The organism is Vibrio sp. TBV020, from assembly GCF_046056895.1.
Classification (GTDB): Bacteria; Pseudomonadota; Gammaproteobacteria; order Enterobacterales; family Vibrionaceae; genus Vibrio.
On the sequence record NZ_JBEEAQ010000003.1, the window covers coordinates 2,956,512 to 2,972,860 of the forward strand.

Genomic DNA, 16,349 nt, shown 5'->3' on the forward strand with positions numbered 1-16,349 from the left:
CTTAAGTAACAAACTAATTTAACCAAGCAATGAAACCATAAGCACATATCATAATAACTAATTGCTATATAAAAGTTGCAACTAGTTCCTAAGTTTTATGCTTTAATTACTAGCGCAGTGGACAAAAAACAAGCAAGGAGCGGCCAATGAGACTAATACTAAGCCTGTCAGCGCTTGCCTTCGCCTGTCCACTATTTGCTACAGAGCTTCCACCTCTTCCTTCTCAGCAATCACACTCTCCACATAAGATCTTTTTATCTAGTGAAAATGATCAACGCGACTTTGATTCGTGGAAGCTCGACGGGGGGTATTCATATAATGTATTCGATAACATTGATCTTTATGTCGGTGCTCGTTTAAACAATAACGATAAGATCAATGAAACCGGCTTTCTGAGTGGTGTGAGCTATCAAGTAACGCCAAGAGTATCAGTGCAAAGTATGTTGCACTCCTCAAGTGAAGAGAGCATTGAAGAAGGGAAAGATTCTCGCCTATCTGCTGAGGTATCGAGTCGTATGAAGCTGACAGAAAACCTAGATATTCATGCCACTCTCGATTATCAAGAGTGGCAGAAAGGGGTTGAGGTTGGTTTAGGTTTTCGCTTTTAGCTCCAATCTAGCAATTCTGCAGACATCAACACTCCATTCCAATCAGCGTAAATGTAATCACCCGGCTGAATCATTTGGTTATGGATAGTTAAAGTGACATTCACTTCCCCAGCGCCGCGCTTCTCTGTCTTAAATGGATTCGTGCCAAGTGCTTTGATTCCTAAATCCATCTCAGCCATCATTGCGACATCTCGGACGGCACCATTGACAATGACACCTTCCCAATTGTTATCAATCGCAAGAATTGCCAGCTGATCGCCAAGCAGAGCCCTTTGACAAGAACCATGACCGTCGACAACGAGAACTTTGCCCGTACCATCTTGGCTGAGCATCTCTCTAACTTTAGAATTATCGTGATAGCAACGCACCGTTACAATTTCACCGTAAAACGCTAGCTTGCGGCCGAAACTATGAAGAGGCAGCGCTAGCAGCGTCACTTTATCTTCATGCTTGTCACAAATATCCGGTGTAATATCTTTCATTTTTCCTCCATGAGCTTCTAAAAATCCATTATTTACATCGGTCTCGCCATCTCCCCAGCAAGACCTTGTTACGTTTTTCTAAGCAAGAGACCAAGAACAAACTCTCTCCTTGTACGTAATAAATCGCATTTTGGCGGTATTTTTGTCCAAGTATTAATGCCTGCTCTAAGCTGAACTCGACAGCAAAACTCGCTTCACTCCACGTAAAAGTCTCATTGCCAACCTGAACAATACTATAACTAGTATGGTCTATTTCTTGTTCTAAGTGTTGATTATTTAGGTCATTATCAGCCTGAGGTAGCCAAACACTACCAGGATTCCACGCGGTGATAATGGCAAATTCTTGGCTTATTGGTTGCGTATGAAAACGGAAATAGGGATCACTATAAGCTTGCCATAGCTCATCGTTAATCATTGCGCCTCCAATCAATTTACATTTAATGGATACTATTAATATTTGTTACATTCCAACTCTTGATATAAATCAACAAAGTGATTGGAATTAATAGTTCTACGTTGTTAGCATGCTGTTAACATTATAAAATCCGCCTCAAAGACTAATGGGATACTGAGGATTTAGGACCTCTAGTTTAGAAAAGAAGCACCATGGATGGCGGGCGATCAAAGAGAGTGTATTTTTACAGCCTTTGGTTTATTATCAACATCACATTACCTGTATGTTATGTTTTTGCCTAGAATTTATTCTATTAGCACAAATTTTTCACAAGTTTAGGTACCGCCAATGCAAACCCCGCACATTCTTATTGTTGAAGATGAGCAAGTAACTCGTAACACTCTAAAGAGTATTTTTGAAGCAGAGGGATACGCTGTTTTCGAGGCCAGTGACGGTGAAGAGATGCACCAGGTGCTGTCTGACAACCAAGTGAACTTGGTTATTATGGACATCAACTTACCTGGCAAGAATGGTCTACTACTCGCTCGCGAATTGCGTGAGCAAGCTAACGTTGCGCTAATGTTCTTAACAGGCCGTGACAACGAAGTTGATAAGATTCTTGGCCTAGAGATCGGTGCAGATGATTACATCACTAAGCCGTTCAACCCACGTGAATTAACTATCCGCGCTCGCAACCTGCTAAACCGCTCGATGAATGCAAGCGTAGTAAGTGAAGAGAAGCGTAGCGTTGAGAAGTACGTATTTAACGGTTGGGTTTTAGATATCAACAGTCGCTCGCTTGTAAGCCCAAGCGGTGATGGTTACAAACTGCCACGTTCTGAGTTCCGTGCCCTACTTCACTTCTGTGAAAACCCAGGCAAGATCCAGACTCGTGCAGATCTACTGAAGAAAATGACTGGCCGTGAGCTTAAGCCACACGATCGTACAGTAGACGTAACAATCCGTCGTATTCGTAAACACTTTGAATCAGTGTCTGGTACTCCAGAAATCATTGCAACGATTCACGGTGAAGGCTACCGCTTCTGTGGTGATCTAGAAGAGTAATTCACTCTTTATCAAAAAATGGAGCCACTTGGCTCCATTTTTTATATCTAGATTGTAGATACAAAAATGGCCGCTCATTAGCGACCATTTATATCGATTAACTCGGGTTAGCCTCGGCCACCTTTAATCGCATCGATGATTTCAGTAGTTGAACAACCATCTTCGAAATTCAGCACTTCAACTTTACCACCATTGGCAATCACTTCTTTGCCACCAGCGATTTCTTCTGGCTTATAGTCCCCGCCTTTAACCAATAGGTCAGGCAGTACTTCAGAGATTAAGCGTTGAGGGGTATCTTCACCAAAAGGAACAACCCAATCAACAGCACCTAACCCCGCCAATACCGCCATACGGCGATCTGTTGGGTTTACTGGGCGACCAGGGCCTTTAAGGCGCTTAACTGACTCATCAGTGTTAACAGCAACAATCAGACGGTCACCAAGCTCGCCAGCATGGTTTAGGTAAGACACATGGCCTGCATGAAGAATGTCGAAACAGCCGTTAGTCATAACTACTTTCTCGCCTTTTGCTTGCGCTTTCTTCACCGCTTCAATCAGAGCTTGCTCGCCAATGACACCATAGTCTGTATCTTGGCTACCATGAACAGCTTCAGCCAATTCGATAGTAGATAGTGTCGAAGTACCCAGTTTACCAACCACAATGCCGGCTGCAGCATTCGCTAGCGCACACGCTTCGTCAAGAGGCTTACCTGCGGCTACTGAAGCAGCTAGTACCGAGATGACCGTATCGCCGGCACCGGTAACGTCATAGACTTCTTTCGCTTGCGTCGGCAAATGGAATGGTTCCTGACCACGACGTAGTAACGTCATACCGTGCTCACTGCGTGTCACAAGTAGCGCTTCGAAATCAAACTCTTCGATTAGCGCAAGACCTTTATCTACAAGCTCTTCATCCGATTTCACTTTACCAACGACAAGCTCAAACTCTGCCATGTTTGGCGTAAGCAGTGTCGCGCCACGGTAACGCTCAAAGTCAGCTCCTTTCGGATCAATAAACACTGGAACATTTGCTGCACGAGCTTTTTGAATAAACTGTTGTACGTGTTCTAGAGCACCTTTTGCGTAGTCTGATAATACTACCGATTTTACTTTAGGTAGTGCTTGCTCCATTCGGTCTAAGATCAGTTCAGCGTCAACATTTTCAAACTTATCTTCAAAGTCTAAGCGAATCAGTTGCTGGCCACGACTCATCACGCGTAGCTTAGTGATTGTTGGGTAGTTTGGTAAGCCAACAAAATCACACTTCACTTTCAGTGCAGAAAGCGTTTCATTCAGTGCCTTGGCAGGTTCATCAATCCCTGTTAAACCAACAATATGAGCGTGACCGCCTAATGAAGCAATATTCATTGCTACGTTAGCAGCACCACCAGGACGCTCTTCATTATTCTCTACTTTGACTACAGGGACTGGCGCTTCCGGTGAAATGCGACCGGTTGGACCATACCAGTAACGATCTAGCATCACGTCACCGATGATAAGCACACCAGAATCACTGTAGTTAGGTAGGATTGGCTTCATTGTGGATCTCCAAATTCTAATTCGGGCAAGAGTTTAGCATAAAGCTTCGGCGTTATTCTAACCACTCGTGCCATAGTTTCGTTACCAGCTCGCGCTCAGCAACGAGTTTTTCTTCTGCCACATCCGCATCTAAGTTCAACAAATTGCGGTGGTGGATTTGATCGCGCATGGTGGTATAGGCATGTGTCAGCGCCATGGCTGCACCTTCTTCCATTATTCCTTGCGCCATCATGGATTCAAAAATACGAACGTTGTCACTCCAACGAGTCAACTTCGGCTTCTCATGACTAAAGCGTAAGACCAGATACTGAGCCAAAAATTCAACATCCGTAATCCCACCAGGATCTTGCTTAAGCATAAAACGCCCCGCTTTCTTACCCCCCAAATGGTCTCGCATTTTTACACGCATTTCCGAGACATCTTTGATGAGTTTAGTGCCATCACGGTCCAAGGTAAGGATTTCATGACGAGTCTTAGCAAATGCTTGTTGTAAAGGCTCATCTCCGTAAATCATACGCGCTCGTACTAGAGCTTGGTGTTCCCAAGTCCACGCATCTTGACGTTGATACTCATCAAATGCATCGGTTGGGCTCACCAGTAGCCCTGACGCTCCAGATGGACGTAAGCGAGTATCCACTTCGTACAAAATCCCCGACGCTGTTCTGGTCGAGAAAATATGAATAATACGTTGAGCTAGACGTAAGTAAAACTGACGAGCATCGATCTCTTTCTTACCATCAGTGTAGGCGTGAACTGGACTATCGTGCATAAACACAATATCAAGGTCAGAATTATAGCCAAGCTCCCAACCACCGACTTTGCCATACCCTATAACAGCAAATCCCTTACCCTCTCTATCTTTCAAGTGAGAAGGCACACCATATTTTTCTGTCATTTGCAGCCAAGCTTGGCCAACAACCGACTCAACAATGGCTTCGGCTAAATAGGTTAAGTGGTCACTCACTTTCATTACAGGTAATACACCTGCAATGTCAGCCGCTGCGATGCGTAAGATACAAATTTGCTTAAACTGGCGCAGCGCCTCCATCTGCTGTTCCATATCATCTTCTGGAATGCGGGCTAGGAAATCCCTTAGTTCACTCTGATAGCTTTCCAATGGGATCGGGTTGTACAGCTGTTGCGGGTCAATTAATTCATCCAACAATATCGGGTAACGACCGAGTTGCTCTGAAATCATCGGGCTCGCGGTACATAGGCGAACTAACTGAGTCAATGCAGCTTGGTGTTCATCAAGCAGTTCAAGGTATGTGGTTCGAGTAACAATTCTGTGGAGCAAATGCAGTACTCGCGGCAAACCAAACTCAGCGTCTTGATGAGCATAGATGGCAGAGAAGACTTTCGGCATCAGTCTATTCAGCACTTCTCGACCACGCGGACCTAACGTCTTTTTCGCAAGATCTTTTTTAAACTGGATGATGGTTTCAGCCATGATTTGTGGTTGCTTAGCTTGAATATCGGTTTGAAGAATATGCTCAAGCACATCTTGCTTAGCGGCCATATCCCATAGTTCGACAAAATGTTTCGCGATGTCTTCTTGCTCTTCTTCGTCATCGCCAATCAAGTCAGCAAATACGGCATGTACATTAGCCATATGCGCTTGCACATCAGCAATGAGTTCACTCCACTCTTGGTATCCCATCGCCACAGCAAGTTGGAGCTGCTCTATATCGCTCTCTGGTAGTGTTTGAGTTTGTTTATCCGCCATCGCTTGTAGCAAGTTCTCTAGGCGACGCAAAAATTTATACGCTTGGCGTAAATACTCAGTCTCTTGCGCTGTCAGCTGCTCTAATTCTTCAATCGCGCTTAAAGTCTCAAGCAGCCCTCTTTGACGCAGACTTGGCTCTCGACCACCACGAATAAGCTGGAACACTTGAGCGATAAATTCAATTTCGCGAATACCACCAGCACCCAGCTTAATGTTATTACTCAAACCACGACGACGAACTTCACTGCTGATCATTGATTTCATTCGACGCAGCGATTGAATCGCACTGAAGTCGATATAGCGACGGAACACGAATGGACGCAGCATTTGACGTAGCTCTTGGTACTCTGGGTACATTTCACGTCCCATAACGCGCGCTTTGATCATTGCATAGCGTTCCCAGTCTCGTCCTTGCTCTTGGTAATAATCTTCCAACGCAGCGTAGCTCATCACTAATGGTCCACTATCACCAAAAGGGCGCAGGCGCATATCAACGCGATAACAAAATCCATCAAAGGTTTGTTGATCAAGAGCTTTAATGATGCGTTGGCCTAAGCGAGTAAAGAACTGAGCGTTCGCAATACTTCGACGTGTACCTTGAGTTTCACCGTTTTCCGGGTAGGTAAAAATTAAATCGATATCGGAAGAAAAGTTAAGCTCACCACCACCAAGCTTGCCCATACCAATAATCAGCATCGGTTGAGCTTCACCAGCGTCATTGGTTGGCGTCCCCCACAGTTCACAACACGCTTTATATTGCCACTGATAGGTTTCGAAGATCATCGCCTCCGCAAGCTGAGAAAGGTGAGCCAAGCTCTCTTCAAGACTCCAAGAACCAACAAAGTCACGCCACGCTATGTAGGCCATTTCTCGATTACGAAACTGACGTAATACTCGATGTCCTTGCATTTCATCATCACAAGTAGCTAGCTGCTCAGCCAATCGCTCTCGGTACTTATCACAGCGAGCAGCCTCAGAGAGCATTTCAGGTAAATGTTGCTGAAGATGTGTATCCGTCTTAAGCGTTTCAAGAACAAACTGACTGAGTCCAGCGACATATTCGAGCTGTTCAAGTAGCGGCTGCGACCAATGAGCCAAAGCTTGCGACTCTATTAACGGTTCAATTGCGGTTTGGGAGATGGGCGTGAGACGAGCTGGCAGTTGCATGATTCTTCCTTGTTTCGATAAGCCTTTGAAAGGTTATGGACTATTTATACCAGACTTAAACCAATAAAAAACGCCCACTATCAAGCAGTGGGCGTTTAATTCTAGCTAGTTAGCGAATCTAGACTCTAAATGAGGTGATTTTCTTATCTAATTCTTCAGCGTTTTGCTGCATGATTTCCGATGTTTCCAATAGTTCAGATACTACCGTTACTGATGCTTCAACCAGTTCTCGAACATTGGTTAGGTTCTGGTTCATCTCTTCAGCTACACTGCTTTGCTGACCCGCGGCTGTCGCGATCTGGAAGTTCATATCGTTAATTTGGTTCACTTGCCCAACAATACCATCTAACTCACTACCCGCATTGGTAACAAGATCCACACCTTCGGCCGCCTCTACAACACTTTTCTCCATTAGCTCTACCGCAGAGTTTGCACTCGATTGCAGCTTAGAGATCATATCTTGAATCTCAACGGTTGCTTGTTGAGTGCGTTGCGCTAGGTTACGCACTTCGTCAGCAACAACCGCGAAACCTCGACCAGCTTCACCCGCACGTGCCGCTTCAATCGCTGCATTAAGTGCAAGTAGATTAGTTTGCTCAGAGATTCCTTGAATCGTACTAACAACACTACCGATTGAGCCAACGCTATCTTCTACTTCATTAACCGCTTGCGCAGAAGCTGAGATATCTTTCGATAGCTCGCTAATTTTCATAACCGTGTCTTGTACAAAACGTTGGCCAGTCGCTGCCTGAGTTGAAGCGTTTTCTGTTAACGTTGAAGCATTTTGCGCATGATCAGCAACAGTTTGTACCGTAGACGTCATTTCACTCATTGCAGTCGCAAGCTGATCAATTTCATTGAACTCTTCCTGCGCAGATTCTTTGGTTTCAGACATACTCAGCGTCATAACTTCAGTTAGTCCAGCCAATTCTTGAGAAGCGTCAACTTGCAGCTTGATCATCTCTTGTAGTTGAACACGTGTTTTTTCGAGCTCACGAGCTACATCACCATATTCATCTTTACACGCCATTTCGATTGGAACAGACAGATCTTTTTCTGCCATTGTTTTGATCGCGTCACTCAGATATTGCGTCTGACGAAGCATAATGCGTGCTGCAAACAACAGAAGCACAACAAAGACCAAAATCATCAATGCTGTTTGCCAAGCAACTTGAACCAAATACGCTTCATAGTGCTCTTGAGCAACCTGAGCATTTTGTGTTGCTGCTAATAGAGAATCATGAAAGGTGCTCGCATCCCACAACTGCTTTGCGATGATCAGAATGGTACTGAACACCATCAGCATTACCATCTTTGGGACTAAGCGAATATCCGTGATCACTCGCTCCCATGGTTTAAATGCCAGTTTGGTCATTGTTACTTCTCCACTAAGTCTTATATATTGAGGGCTCCTGACTCGCATCAGGCCTCTTAAGCTCCGCTATCTTCATAATATTGAGGATAGCTGTTATTTATTTCGAGCCTCGTATGAAAAAGAATAATATCAAAGACGACACCAAGCCGATGAGCTTACTGTCACTAATCTTGTCATTTATGGCGCTATTTGTGATCTCAGGCTTATTGTTTTTCCCACTACGCCCAGAAACTCGACAAGTACTTATCGGCTTGGACTTTATAATCTGTAGCATATTTATCCTACAATTGAGCATAGATTTGATCCGCTCAGCAGATCGAGTGCAATTTATGAAACGACATTGGATCGACTTTGTCGCTAGTCTGCCGATGATCGAGCCTCTACGCTATGCTCGTCTATTTTCAATTTTGCGAGTGGTGTTAGTGATTCGCTCGAGCAGAACGGTTATCAGACAATTACTACGTAATAAACATGAGACCACACTGGCTTCTATCTTGTTAGTGATGGTTGTTCTATTGACCGCAGGCTCCAGCATGATGCTGTTTATCGAAGGGCAAGCGCCTGGAAGCAATATTCATGATGGTGGCGATGCAATGTGGTGGGCATTAGTCACCATCTCTACCGTCGGTTATGGCGATCACTACCCTGTGACGGACGCAGGCCGAGCCTTAGCGGCAGGGCTAATTATCTGTGGTGTTGGCTTATTTGGTATGATCTCGGGGCTTGTGACTTCTATGATCACCTCCCCATCAAAGGTACAAACCACCCGTTCAGAAAATAAAGAACGCCTGCTAAGAGAGCTCGTCGAAAAACAAGATGAGATATTGAGACGATTAGACAGACTAGAGCGCAATAGCGATAACAACCAAAAACGGGAGCCCTGAGGCTCCCGTTTCATAACTAAGTGACTTAATCTTGCCAATATGGCTCTGCTTCAATACAGATGATACGAGTCTGCTCCATCGCATGTAGAATCGAACTTTCTTGACGAGCTAGCCAGCGCTCAAGTTGCTCTCGCTCTTCACCTTCAAGTTTATCCACCAGCTTAGCTAATGTTCTAAGCTTAAGCAGGTCATCGGTACCATGCAGTAAATCACTCCACGGCAAACGGAAACTGTCACGCTCATCAAAATCATACAGACTTGCGAAGCTCACACCTGTATAAAGGTTACGCATCAAGCGGTACTGCTGCTCAATGTAATCTTCACTAGTCAAGTTGCGTTCAGGCGGAAAAGCTTCCATTAACTCAGCCCAAGTGCGATCTAACTGCTGCACAGAGAAGTGCTCTATATTAAGAGCCATTTTTTCACGTGATTTGTCATCTAAAAATGGTTGCCAACCACGAGTGAGAATCCAACGACTCAAATCGAGTAACAAACCAGTATAACGAGAAGAGTTCAGTAGCTCTAGGATTTGCTCACGACTTGGCAACTGCTCTTCAATTAGCTTCAGTTCACTAACCAAGAACTTACGCGCATCTAACTTACGTAATGCGTGGCCTTTGTCATCAAGCAAATCCTCTAAGTAGTCGTAATCATTCAACCACTCTAAGTCTTGCTCTAACCATTTGAGTTCTTGGCGCAGAATAGCACTAGCACGACGTGGCACAACGCCGCCGTATACCGTTAAAATCTGGCGAATGTAACTGATCGAATGCTTGATTTCATGTACAGCTTCGATGGAATCTCGCTCAGAATAGATCTGTTCGTGGTAATGCCAATGTGAAAGGGCGTGCTCTAACGAGTTCACAAAACACGATTCCACGCTATCTTTTTTCTTGGTATCCACAAGAGAAAGCGGTTTTACTTCGTCCCCTGTATAACCCATCGCAAGTCGGTAGCCTTTCGCTGCTTTACTTAAATTACCTAAGCGCATGCCTCCATCTTCAGAGAAACTACGTGCCAATGTAAACAGCGCATCTGTCTGACCCGACTTGAGCTCTAACTCAACTTCACAAATAGGATCTTCTTTGCCATTCGCTTCAACTTTGCCTTGGTCAAAAGCAACTTCTACCTGGCTGCCATCTGGCATACCTATCAACCACTGTTCACGGGTAAAGTTAGTAGAGAATAATGGATGAAGTTCTGACTGGAGGGTTTGAACATCCTTACCTGTCGGCCAAATATCACTAGGATGAAGCGTTAGGTCTGGATCGTTACCGACGTGCTCAGCGTTGTATTCTGGCCTTTGGTGTAAACCCGCTACAACGCGTCCGGACGTTTTCACAGTTTGAACAAAGACATCATCGAAACGACGAATACGCATGCCGATATCATGTTGGCGAAGCCAGTTATCAGGCGTATCAAAGTAGGTGTTACCAAGCTCTCGACAGCTATGCTGAAGTACTTTGGTTTCAGAGATTTTTTGACGTAAAGTCTCTGAAAAATCGGGAGAAACAAAAAACTTCAGTTCTATCTCGGTTTCCATAGTTATACCTTTCAAAGCAGATAGAGACAGGATATTGCCTATTTTCTTACTCGGCAAGAAAGAAATATCGCCCCAATGATGATCTAAAACAGTTTAAATGAGTGATTTAATGGGTTAACATGCGCGCCTTTATAGCCATCGTTCAACATTTCGCCATGAAATGGTGTATGTTAGTTTTTAGGTTATATTAATTGGGTTGAATGACCATGCCAGTAAATACAATTATGGGGTTATTTGCAAAGTCCCCTATTAAACCTTTGCAGCGCCACGTTGTGTGTGTGAATGAATGTTGCTCACACCTAGTTAACTTCTTTGAAGTAAGTTCAAAGGGTGATTGGGAGAAAGCAGCAGAGATCCGTTCACAGATTTCTCACCTAGAGAAAGAAGCAGACGTATTAAAGCGCGAAATTCGTCTTAAACTTCCTCGTGGTTTGTTTATGCCTGTAGACCGTAGTGACATGTTGGAACTACTGACTCAGCAAGACAAACTCGCAAACCTTGCAAAAGATATTGCTGGCCGCGTGTATGGCCGTCAATTGACTATCCCTGCACCTCTTCAAGAAAACTTCATTGCGTACGTAAAACGTTGCCTAGACGCAGCAGAGCAAGCGCAAAAAGTTATCAATGAGCTTGATGAGTTATTGGAAACTGGATTTAAAGGCCGTGAAGTAACACTTGTGGCTGAAATGATCCATCAACTGGATGTGATTGAGGACGACACAGACGCGATGCAGATTCAGCTTCGTCAGCAACTAATGACAATCGAAGCCGATCTAAATCCGATTGATGTGATGTTCCTTTACAAAATTCTAGAGTGGGTAGGTGGTATTGCTGATCAGGCGCAACGTGTTGGTGCGCGTCTGGAAGTAATGTTGTCTCGCTCATAAAATAAGTTAACCAAATAACGAAGAGCATCTAACTGGTTCACACCCCTTATAGGCGATAAATACTGACGCGCTGAAGGGGTTTTGTCGTGCTAAATTTTTGCTCCGCTTGTTATCAAACAACTAGGTATTACGATGGATATCCTTGCTAACTACGGCACTGTCCTGATTATTATTGCAGCAGCTTTCGGTTTCTTGATGGCTATTGGTATTGGTGCGAATGACGTTGCGAACGCAATGGGCACCTCAGTAGGCTCTAAAGCACTGACTGTAAAACAAGCGATCATTATCGCAATGATCTTTGAATTTGCAGGTGCATACCTTGCAGGTGGTGAAGTTACTGACACCATCCGTAAAGGGGTAATCGAAACGTCCCTATTTGCTCACCAACCTGATGTACTTGTGTACGGCATGATGTCAGCACTTCTTGCTGCTGGTACGTGGCTATTGCTTGCGTCTTACATGGGCTGGCCTGTATCGACTACTCACTCAATCATCGGTGCCATCATCGGTTTTGCGTGTGTATCTGTTGGTACAGAAGCGGTGGACTGGGGCTCAGTTCAAGGCATTGTAGGTAGCTGGATTATTACCCCTGTTATCTCTGGTTTCTTTGCTTACGTTATCTTTGTCAGTGCACAGCGTCTGATCTTCGATACTGAAAAGCCACTATTCAACGCAAAACGCTTTGTACCTGTGTACATGTTCATCACCACTATGGTTATTGCTCTGGTAACGATTAAAAAAGGTCTTAAGCACGTTGGTCTGCACCTTTCAAACGGTGAAGCTTGGGCATGGGCTGCTGGTGTATCTGCGCTTGTTATGGCGGGTGGTTATTTCTACATTCAGAAGAAATTCGCAAGCCGCGAAGATGACCATGGTTTTGCTGGCGTTGAAGGTATCTTCAGTGTGCTAATGGTAATCACTGCGTGTGCGATGGCATTTGCTCACGGTTCAAATGACGTAGCAAACGCGATTGGTCCACTATCAGCGGTTGTTTCTACTGTTGAGCACATGGGTGAAATCACAGGCAAGAGCACTATTGCTTGGTGGATTCTGCCACTAGGTGGTTTTGGTATCGTTGTTGGTCTAGCAACTCTAGGTCATAAAGTAATGGCAACAGTTGGTACAGGTATTACTGAACTAACACCAAGCCGTGGTTTTGCAGCTCAGCTAGCAACAGCATGTACCGTTGTTCTTGCATCAGGTACTGGTCTACCTATCTCTACGACACAAACACTGGTTGGTGCTGTTCTAGGTGTTGGCTTTGCTCGTGGTATCGCAGCCCTTAACCTAGGTGTTGTACGTAATATCGTTGCTTCTTGGATTGTAACACTGCCAGCAGGTGCCCTATTGGCTGTCGTATTCTTCTACGCAATCCAAGCGATGTTCGTTTAATCAACAATGACAGTGATATGTTAACTCACTGTCATTATTGACTCAAAACCGCAGAAAGGGAGGCTTAGCCTCCCTTCTTTGTTGCAGTCAGATTAGAAACTACTTACTATTTGACCTTAGAAAAATTCAAGATTTGGGGCTGTGGCTTTTCTGCCCTTTTAGACTGTTAAAGGATTTACCGTGAAAAAACTGGTTTGCTTAGTTTTAGCATCAATGCTAGCTGTACCTGCGGCATTCGCTCAAGACCGTTATATCTCAGATAAACTATTCACTTACATGCACTCTGGCCCTAGCAACCAGTTTCGCATTATCGGCAGTGTTGATGCAGGGGATAAAGTAAAACTGCTTAGCACCAATAAAGATAGTGGTTACACTCAAGTTCAGGACAGCAAAGGTCGTAAAGGCTGGGTTGAAAGTCGTTTTGTAACGAACCAAGAAAGCATGGCGCTGCGTCTACCAAAGCTTGAAAAAGAGCTTTCTGAAGTTAAAGAAAAACTAGCAAATGCTCGCTCAAGCGCTGATCAAGAGAAAGCTGGTCTAGTTGATTCTCTTGAGACTCGTAATAATCAGATTCACGATCTAGAGCAAGGCTACAGTGAGATGAGCCAGCAGCTATCTGCATCGCAAGAAGAAGTCCGCAAACTTCGCGCGAAGCTAGATACACAAAAAGATGATCTGCTTCTGAAGTACTTCATGTACGGTGGTGGCGTTGCAGGTATCGGTCTTCTACTTGGTCTGATTCTTCCTCATATCATGCCACGCAGAAAACGCTCTCCTTCTGGTTGGGCATAACGCTAGATAGAATTCGAAAAAAGGTCACCTTGCAGTGACCTTTTTCATATCTGAATGATTTCAAATAACGCTTCGTTTCAGAACTAGCCTTGCCAATCATACAAGGCAGGGATTTCTATTAGCTCCCCTTGGTAGCGGACCAAGCAAGACTGCTGCTCGATAGCGATTAATTGCAGTTCATTATTAATCCAGTCCCCTTGCCCATACTCAGTACCATTAATCTTTACCCATCGCTTGCTCTCTTGACTTGAGTAAACGTGGGTTTGAAAGTTCAATGGCGGCAGTTTCCCATACCATTGCTCTGCATCTTGCGCTAAGTTACTAGCATCACGACTCACTGTTTTGGTCTTATTTGGTTGGCTGGATATCGCCGACTCAAAACGCTGAGCAAGCTCCGGAGACAAACCTGATAGATCAATTCCCTTAAGTAAATCCTCATCCTTACTGGACTTTTGAACACTTTGTGACATCTTCGAATCGATGATGCTTTCTTCTTGCGCAAGATCCATCATTGATAATTCACTTGGCTCAGATGGCGCCTTATAGGTATCACGTAGTGCGCTAAACGCAGGGGCGGTTTGTATTTCAAGAGCAAATGGTACGTCAACAATAATGGTTTGAGAGACATTATCAGCTAACCATTGCTGCTGATAGTCGTGGTACGTTTGATAGGCCATCCCCCCCGCTACAATCAACGATGGCGCAACGACGGCAAGAGCGCAGATCCATTTACTAGTTGGCTTGATACCCGCTTGGCTAGCCTGTAAACCATAATTCGCAGATGGCTCGATCGCTTGATGAAGACGCTCTGAGTTTTCTAGTGCTTGCATCACTTTAGACATTCGAGCTCTCCTTAAATTGATTTAATGTCGGCGCATCTTGCTGCGATAGTCGCTCTAACAATTGTAGGGTTTTCTGTCCAGCAACTCCGTCAACAGTCAAACCTTGCCAACGTTGGAAAAGCTCTACTTTACGTTTTACATCAGAGTCAAACTGAACGCTCTCTGAATCAGGCTCGCCTAACACTCTCGAAAGTGCTTTATCTAGCTTGGCCACCGATTCACCTTCCATTCCTTGTTTTAGGGTTTCATTCCACGCGCTTTGCCAAATTGAACGGTATTGCCCCTGCCATATTGAGGAAAGCCATTGGCGTTCAAAGGTAACTAGCTTGCCCCCTACAAGTAACTGCACATGCGAATCCGATACAGCATACAAAGTAGCAAACCTCGATTGACCATCAATATCTAAAGTTAACAGCACAGGACGATTGGCTTGGACAAGTTCATCCAAGGTCGCTTCAGCTAACTGGCAACGAAACAAAGATTCATTGTTGTTGAGGCATAACTGATCAAGAACAGATGCACGAAATCCCCAAACCTTATACAAATCTGCCAGAGCCGCCTCTTGATTGATACTCTGATTGAGCACCTCTTTTAGTTGGCTGTTGAAAACCGTTTTCTGCTGTTCCACATTGTCAACTTGAGGGTATTGCTGCTGAATTGAACTCTCAACCCAAGGTGTCACAAGGGAAGGGGTATACCAATACGCTCCTACAGCAAGTAACCCACCAATAATCAACGATGCAAGCATAGGGTTAGATGACGACTTAACAGCTCTGTCATTCACGGTAGGGACAGAACCCGTCTGGAAGCTCATTACATCATCACAAGCTGCTTGTACTGTCGCATTCGAAGGTTTCGCCTCTCCTAAACTGTAACTCTGCTTTAAGCTCGCATCACAGACTAGGTTAATCAGACGAGGAATCCCGTTTGTTTGCCGAGCTATATATTTTATCGATTGAGAAGAAAATAGCTCAGGAGAACCACCAGCGAGAGTTAGACGAAACTTAATGTAGTCACGAGTTTCATCTTGATTGAGGGGCAGCAAATGGTAACGCCCTGTCATACGCTGAGCTAATTGCCTTAGCTGCGGCATCTTGAGCTTTTGTTGTAACTCTGGCTGACCAATCAATAGAACCTTTAAAAGTTTCTGGCTTTCCGTTTCTAAGTTGGTCAACAATCGCAACTGTTCTAATACATCAGCCGAGAGATGCTGAGCTTCATCAATCACGAGTAAGGTTTGAATGCCATTGGAGTGATTGTGCAACAGAAACTGATGTATATGTTGATTGAGCTGCTTCAACGATGAATTCGGCTCATAGGCTAAATCAAATTCATCACAAACGGCTTCAAGTAACTCAATATTAGAAAAGGTTGGATTAAGAATAAGTCCTGCGCGCGTTGTCTCTGCTAAAGTTTTCAATATGGATTTAGCAATGGTGGTTTTCCCTGTGCCCACCTCACCAGTCAGCATAGCGAAACCACCGCCCACGCCCAATCCTGCTTGGATTTGAAACAGCGCTTCTTTATGGCGACGGCTTTGATAAAGAAAACGAGAATTAGGCACAATCGAAAATGGCAATTCTGTCAGCGCAAAATGTTGTTGATACATACTTCTCGTCTCTGGGAATTTAGTGCTAAGAAAAGTACCATTGCT

The 16,349-nt window shown here is 44.5% G+C and carries 14 protein-coding genes; 6 read left to right on the forward strand and 8 right to left on the reverse strand.

The window, feature by feature from the left end:
- Positions 1-146 precede the first annotated feature (146 nt).
- Positions 147-608 carry a hypothetical protein gene (locus AAFX28_RS21510; RefSeq protein ID WP_408690589.1) on the forward strand — a complete coding sequence of 154 codons (462 nt, stop codon included), beginning with the start codon at positions 147-149 and terminating at the stop codon, positions 606-608.
- On the opposite strand, the gene AAFX28_RS21515 is transcribed toward AAFX28_RS21510, so the two are convergent.
- Both AAFX28_RS21515 and AAFX28_RS21520 read right to left on the reverse strand, forming a co-directional pair.
- Complete coding sequence (locus tag AAFX28_RS21515; protein WP_408690590.1) at positions 605-1,090, reverse strand: putative 4-hydroxy-4-methyl-2-oxoglutarate aldolase; 486 nt, start codon at positions 1,088-1,090, stop codon at positions 605-607. The genes AAFX28_RS21510 and AAFX28_RS21515 overlap by 4 nt on opposite strands.
- 28 nt (positions 1,091-1,118) lie before the next feature.
- Positions 1,119-1,505 carry a DUF3293 domain-containing protein gene (locus tag AAFX28_RS21520; RefSeq protein ID WP_408690591.1) on the reverse strand — a complete coding sequence of 129 codons (387 nt, stop codon included), beginning with the start codon at positions 1,503-1,505 and terminating at the stop codon, positions 1,119-1,121.
- A gap of 327 nt (positions 1,506-1,832) precedes the next feature.
- Between AAFX28_RS21520 and arcA the strand changes: the two genes are divergently transcribed.
- On the forward strand, positions 1,833-2,549 hold the full coding sequence (arcA, locus tag AAFX28_RS21525) for a two-component system response regulator ArcA (RefSeq protein ID WP_408690592.1): 717 nt from the start codon (positions 1,833-1,835) through the stop codon (positions 2,547-2,549).
- 107 nt (positions 2,550-2,656) lie between these two features.
- On the opposite strand, the gene hldE is transcribed toward arcA, so the two are convergent.
- From hldE to AAFX28_RS21540, 3 genes are all read right to left on the reverse strand, one after another.
- Positions 2,657-4,087, reverse strand: a complete 1,431-nt coding sequence (hldE, locus tag AAFX28_RS21530) for a bifunctional D-glycero-beta-D-manno-heptose-7-phosphate kinase/D-glycero-beta-D-manno-heptose 1-phosphate adenylyltransferase HldE (RefSeq protein WP_408690593.1) — start codon at positions 4,085-4,087, stop codon at positions 2,657-2,659.
- A 52-nt stretch (positions 4,088-4,139) separates the two neighbouring features.
- Positions 4,140-6,980 (reverse strand): bifunctional [glutamate--ammonia ligase]-adenylyl-L-tyrosine phosphorylase/[glutamate--ammonia-ligase] adenylyltransferase, encoded by a 2,841-nt coding sequence (gene glnE / locus AAFX28_RS21535; RefSeq protein WP_408690594.1) that lies wholly within the window; start codon positions 6,978-6,980, stop codon positions 4,140-4,142.
- 118 nt (positions 6,981-7,098) lie between these two features.
- A complete protein-coding gene (locus AAFX28_RS21540; protein ID WP_408690595.1) occupies positions 7,099-8,355 on the reverse strand; it encodes a methyl-accepting chemotaxis protein in 1,257 nt (418 codons plus the stop codon).
- Between the two features lie 113 nt (positions 8,356-8,468).
- Between AAFX28_RS21540 and AAFX28_RS21545 the strand changes: the two genes are divergently transcribed.
- Positions 8,469-9,239 carry a potassium channel family protein gene (locus AAFX28_RS21545; protein WP_408690596.1) on the forward strand — a complete coding sequence of 257 codons (771 nt, stop codon included), beginning with the start codon at positions 8,469-8,471 and terminating at the stop codon, positions 9,237-9,239.
- Positions 9,240-9,264: 25 nt separating this feature from the next.
- On the opposite strand, the gene AAFX28_RS21550 is transcribed toward AAFX28_RS21545, so the two are convergent.
- On the reverse strand, positions 9,265-10,782 hold the full coding sequence (locus AAFX28_RS21550) for a CYTH domain-containing protein (protein WP_408690597.1): 1,518 nt from the start codon (positions 10,780-10,782) through the stop codon (positions 9,265-9,267).
- A gap of 206 nt (positions 10,783-10,988) precedes the next feature.
- On the opposite strand from AAFX28_RS21550, the gene AAFX28_RS21555 reads away from it, so the two are divergent.
- The 3 genes from AAFX28_RS21555 to AAFX28_RS21565 all read left to right on the forward strand — a co-directional run bounded on the left by AAFX28_RS21555 (position 10,989) and on the right by AAFX28_RS21565 (position 13,853).
- A complete protein-coding gene (locus AAFX28_RS21555) occupies positions 10,989-11,669 on the forward strand; it encodes a TIGR00153 family protein (protein ID WP_053440248.1) in 681 nt (226 codons plus the stop codon).
- Positions 11,670-11,801: 132 nt separating this feature from the next.
- The gene (locus tag AAFX28_RS21560; RefSeq protein ID WP_408690598.1) at positions 11,802-13,061 is read left to right on the forward strand and encodes an inorganic phosphate transporter; all 1,260 of its coding nucleotides are present in this window, start codon (positions 11,802-11,804) and stop codon (positions 13,059-13,061) included.
- 180 nt (positions 13,062-13,241) lie between these two features.
- Complete coding sequence (locus AAFX28_RS21565) at positions 13,242-13,853, forward strand: TIGR04211 family SH3 domain-containing protein (RefSeq protein ID WP_408690599.1); 612 nt, start codon at positions 13,242-13,244, stop codon at positions 13,851-13,853.
- An 83-nt stretch (positions 13,854-13,936) separates the two neighbouring features.
- On the opposite strand, the gene AAFX28_RS21570 is transcribed toward AAFX28_RS21565, so the two are convergent.
- Positions 13,937-14,695: a general secretion pathway protein GspB gene (locus tag AAFX28_RS21570; RefSeq protein ID WP_408690600.1), complete on the reverse strand. Its 759-nt coding sequence runs from the start codon at positions 14,693-14,695 to the stop codon at positions 13,937-13,939.
- Positions 14,688-16,304, reverse strand: a complete 1,617-nt coding sequence (locus tag AAFX28_RS21575; protein ID WP_408690601.1) for an AAA family ATPase — start codon at positions 16,302-16,304, stop codon at positions 14,688-14,690. Before AAFX28_RS21575 ends, AAFX28_RS21570 begins: the two co-directional genes overlap by 8 nt.
- Positions 16,305-16,349 lie beyond the last annotated feature (45 nt).

Coding starts and splice junctions, on each gene's coding strand:
- glnE (WP_408690594.1), bottom strand. CDS start 6,980: ATGCAACTGCCAGCTCGTCTCACGCCCATCTCCCAAACCGCAATTGAA.
- AAFX28_RS21560 (WP_408690598.1), top strand. CDS start 11,802: ATGGATATCCTTGCTAACTACGGCACTGTCCTGATTATTATTGCAGCA.
- AAFX28_RS21520 (WP_408690591.1), bottom strand. CDS start 1,505: ATGATTAACGATGAGCTATGGCAAGCTTATAGTGATCCCTATTTCCGT.
- AAFX28_RS21545 (WP_408690596.1), top strand. CDS start 8,469: ATGAAAAAGAATAATATCAAAGACGACACCAAGCCGATGAGCTTACTG.
- arcA (WP_408690592.1), top strand. CDS start 1,833: ATGCAAACCCCGCACATTCTTATTGTTGAAGATGAGCAAGTAACTCGT.
- AAFX28_RS21555 (WP_053440248.1), top strand. CDS start 10,989: ATGCCAGTAAATACAATTATGGGGTTATTTGCAAAGTCCCCTATTAAA.
- AAFX28_RS21515 (WP_408690590.1), bottom strand. CDS start 1,090: ATGAAAGATATTACACCGGATATTTGTGACAAGCATGAAGATAAAGTG.
- AAFX28_RS21540 (WP_408690595.1), bottom strand. CDS start 8,355: ATGACCAAACTGGCATTTAAACCATGGGAGCGAGTGATCACGGATATT.
- hldE (WP_408690593.1), bottom strand. CDS start 4,087: ATGAAGCCAATCCTACCTAACTACAGTGATTCTGGTGTGCTTATCATC.
- AAFX28_RS21550 (WP_408690597.1), bottom strand. CDS start 10,782: ATGGAAACCGAGATAGAACTGAAGTTTTTTGTTTCTCCCGATTTTTCA.
- AAFX28_RS21510 (WP_408690589.1), top strand. CDS start 147: ATGAGACTAATACTAAGCCTGTCAGCGCTTGCCTTCGCCTGTCCACTA.
- AAFX28_RS21575 (WP_408690601.1), bottom strand. CDS start 16,304: ATGTATCAACAACATTTTGCGCTGACAGAATTGCCATTTTCGATTGTG.
- AAFX28_RS21570 (WP_408690600.1), bottom strand. CDS start 14,695: ATGTCTAAAGTGATGCAAGCACTAGAAAACTCAGAGCGTCTTCATCAA.